Origin of the sequence: Flavobacterium sp. LM5 (assembly GCF_002017945.1) — a bacterium.
GTDB lineage: Bacteria > Bacteroidota > Bacteroidia > Flavobacteriales > Flavobacteriaceae > Flavobacterium > Flavobacterium succinicans.
Window position 1 is genome coordinate 1 of the sequence record NZ_MUFX01000030.1, and the last position, 3,511, is coordinate 3,511.

The window sequence follows — 3,511 nt, forward strand, 5'->3', positions numbered from 1 at the left end:
AAAAAACAGGGCAAAAAGACAGCCATGAAGTTCGAAAATTAAAAGGATTAATAAGAAGAAGAGAGTCGTATGCCGCTACCAGATATCTAGGATTGAAAGATGAAAACGTTCACTTTCTAGATTTGCCCTTCTACGAAACGGGAATGATTCAAAAAAAACCGTTAGGCGCAGAAGATATTGATATTGTCAAAAAAATTATACAGCAAATTCAACCAAATCAAATTTTTGCAGCTGGTGATCTAGCCGACCCTCACGGCACCATGAAGTCTGTTTGAATGCCATTTTTGCGGCTCTAAAAGACTTAAAATCATTGCCTTTTATGAACGACTGTTGGCTGTGGTTGTACCGAGGCGCTTGGCATGAATGGGATCTTCACGACATAGATATGGCAGTCCTTTGAGTCCCGATGAAGTAATGCTAAAACGACAAGCCATACTTTTTCACCAATCCCAAAAAGACAGAGTAATGTTCCAAGGCAATGACTCCAGAGAATTTTGGGTAAGAGCCGAAGACAGAAATAAAAATACGGCGAAACAATATGACCAATTAGGACTGGCCGAGTACGAGGCGATCGAGGCCTTTAAACGATTTGATTATTAAAATCTCATCCTAAGATATTGTTTTTTTAGCAAACACAACCTGTATCCATCCATAAAGCACTAACCTTTTTGGGATGGAATACAGGTTTTTGATTCTTAGCATTCTCGCTTTTCTTCAAAATACCAGATTGTCTATTGCAAATTCAAACACAACAATACAATTGCAGCCTGCTTTTCTTGGATTCAATTGTTAAAAACGTCTATAATTTACACCGATACGATTCATTTGTTACAGCAAAAAAAGGTTTTCTACTAATTTCTACTATTTTTGTAGGTATCGAAATTGGAGCACATGAGAACATTGGTTATTGGAGACATTCACGGCGGCTTGCGCGCCTTACATCAAGTACTAGAGCGAGCAAAAGTAACCCACAAGATCAACTGATTTTTTTGGGCGATTATGTCGATGGTTGGAGCCAGTCCCCACAAGTGATTGATTTACTTATCGAAATGCAACAAACACACAATGTAATTTGCATCCGTGGCAATCATGACGAACTGTTCATGGACTATCTCGACAGCGGCAAAGACAATCCCTTGTGGTACAAACATGGCGGCGAAGCGACCGTACTCGCCTACGAAAAAGTAACACCCGAAACCATTGCCAAACACCTAGTTTTTCTAAAAAAATTAAAAAATTATCATCTTGACGAACACAATCGTTTGTTCATTCATGCTGGGTTTACCAACCTAAACGGAATAAATTATGAATACTTTCCGCGATTGTTTTATTGGGATCGTACCCTTTGGGAAACCGCCGTTGCCCTAGACAAAACACTTCCAAAAAACCATTTGTCGTACCCAAAACGCTTAACACTTTATCACGAAATCTACATCGGACACACACCTGTTACGCGTTTAGAGCTAACCACACCGTACAAATGGCCAATGTTTGGAACATCGACACAGGAGCGCTTTCAAAGGACCACTCACAATTATGGACATCGATACCAAAGAATACTGGCAAAGCGAACCCTTGCATCAATTGTATTTCGACGAAAAAGGCAGAAATTAACACTATCTAATTATCAATTATCTATAAAAAAATGAAAAAATTAGCCCTTATCACCGCTCTATTGACCTTCAGTTGTATCCATGCGCAGCAAGCGTTTACCGAATGAGGCACAAATTGTATGCATTGCGCAACATTCAAGATGCGCAATGCATACAATTGTTGCCTCGATTTCGGTAAACGCTTGCTGCGCATGGATACAACTGAAGGTCAATAGAGCGGTGATAAGGGCTAATTTTTCATTTTTTTATAGATAAATTGATAATTAGATAGTGTTAATTTCTGCCTTTTTCGTCGAAATACAATTGATGCAAGGGTTCGCTTTGCCAGTATTCTTTGGTATCGATGTCCATAATTGTGAGTGGTCCTTTGAAAGCGGCTCCTGTGTCGATGTTCCAAACATTGGCCATTTGTACGGGTGTGGTTAGCTCTAAACGCGTAACAGGTGTGTGTCCGATGTAGATTTCGTGATAAAGTGTTAAGCGTTTTGGGTACGACAAATGGTTTTTTGGAAGTGTTTTGTCTAGGGCAACGGCGGTTTCCCAAAGGGTACGATCCCAATAAAACAATCGCGGAAAGTATTCATAATTTATTCCGTTTAGGTTGGTAAACCCAGCATGAATGAACAAACGATTGTGTTCGTCAAGATGATAATTTTTTAATTTTTTTAGAAAAACTAGGTGTTTGGCAATGGTTTCGGGTGTTACTTTTTCGTAGGCGAGTACGGTCGCTTCGCCGCCATGTTTGTACCACAAGGATTGTCTTTGCCGCTGTCGAGATAGTCCATGAACAGTTCGTCATGATTGCCACGGATGCAAATTACATTGTGTGTTTGTTGCATTTCGATAAGTAAATCAATCACTTGTGGGGACTGGCTCCAACCATCGACATAATCGCCCAAAAAAATCAGTTGATCTTGTGGGTTACTTTTGCTCGCTCTAGTACTTGATGTAAGGCGCGCAAGCCGCCGTGAATGTCTCCAATAACCAATGTTCTCATGTGCTCCAATTTCGATACCTACAAAAATAGTAGAAATTAGTAGAAAACCTTTTTTTGCTGTAACAAATGAATCGTATCGGTGTAAATTATAGGACGTTTTTTAACAATTGAATCCAAGAAAAGCAGGCTGCAATTGGTATTGTTGTGTTTGAATTTGCAATAGACAATCTGGTATTTTGAAGAAAAAGCGAGAATGCTAAGAATCAAAAACCTGTATTCCATCCCAAAAAGGTTAGTGCTTTATGGATGGATACAGGTTGTGTTTGCTAAAAAAACAATATCTTAGGATGAGATTTTAATAATCAAATCGTTTAAAGCCTCGATCGCCTCGTACTCGGCCAGTCCTAATTGGTCATATTGTTTCGCCGTATTTTTATTTCTGTCTTCGGCTCTTACCCAAAATTCTCTGGAGTCATTGCTTGGAACATTACTCTGTCTTTTTGGGATTGGTGAAAAAGTATGGCTTGTCGTTTTAGCATTACTTCATCGGGACTCAAAGGGACTGCCATATCTATGTCGTGAAGATCCCATTCATGCCAAGCGCCTCGGTACAACCACAGCCAACAGTCGTTCATAAAAGGCAATGATTTTAAGTCTTTTAGAGCCGCAAAAATGGCATTCAAACAGACTTCATGGGTGCCGTGAGGGTCGGCTAGATCACCAGCTGCAAAAATTTGATTTGGTTGAATTTGCTGTATAATTTTTTTGACAATATCAATATCTTCTGCGCCTAACGGTTTTTTTTGAATCATTCCCGTTTCGTAGAAGGGCAAATCTAGAAAGTGAACGTTTTCATCTTTCAATCCTAGATATCTGGTAGCGGCATACGACTCTCTTCTTCTTATTAATCCTTTTAATTTTCGAACTTCATGGCTGTCTTTTTGCCCTGTTTTTTTGGTTT

General features: G+C 39.4%; 4 pseudogenes. 2 read left to right on the top strand and 2 right to left on the bottom strand.

Annotated elements, in window-relative coordinates:
• A pseudogene (locus tag BXU11_RS16875) lies at window positions 1-600 on the top strand (PIG-L family deacetylase); the annotation flags it as partial.
• Window positions 601-891: 291 nt separating this feature from the next.
• Window positions 892-1,614: pseudogene (locus tag BXU11_RS16880) on the top strand (metallophosphoesterase family protein).
• Between the two features lie 272 nt (window positions 1,615-1,886).
• Here the strand turns inward: BXU11_RS16880 and BXU11_RS16885 are convergent.
• Together BXU11_RS16885 and BXU11_RS16890 are read right to left on the bottom strand one after the other, a co-directional pair.
• Window positions 1,887-2,610 (bottom strand): annotated as a pseudogene (locus BXU11_RS16885) (metallophosphoesterase family protein).
• A gap of 295 nt (window positions 2,611-2,905) precedes the next feature.
• A pseudogene (locus BXU11_RS16890) lies at window positions 2,906-3,511 on the bottom strand (PIG-L family deacetylase); the annotation flags it as partial.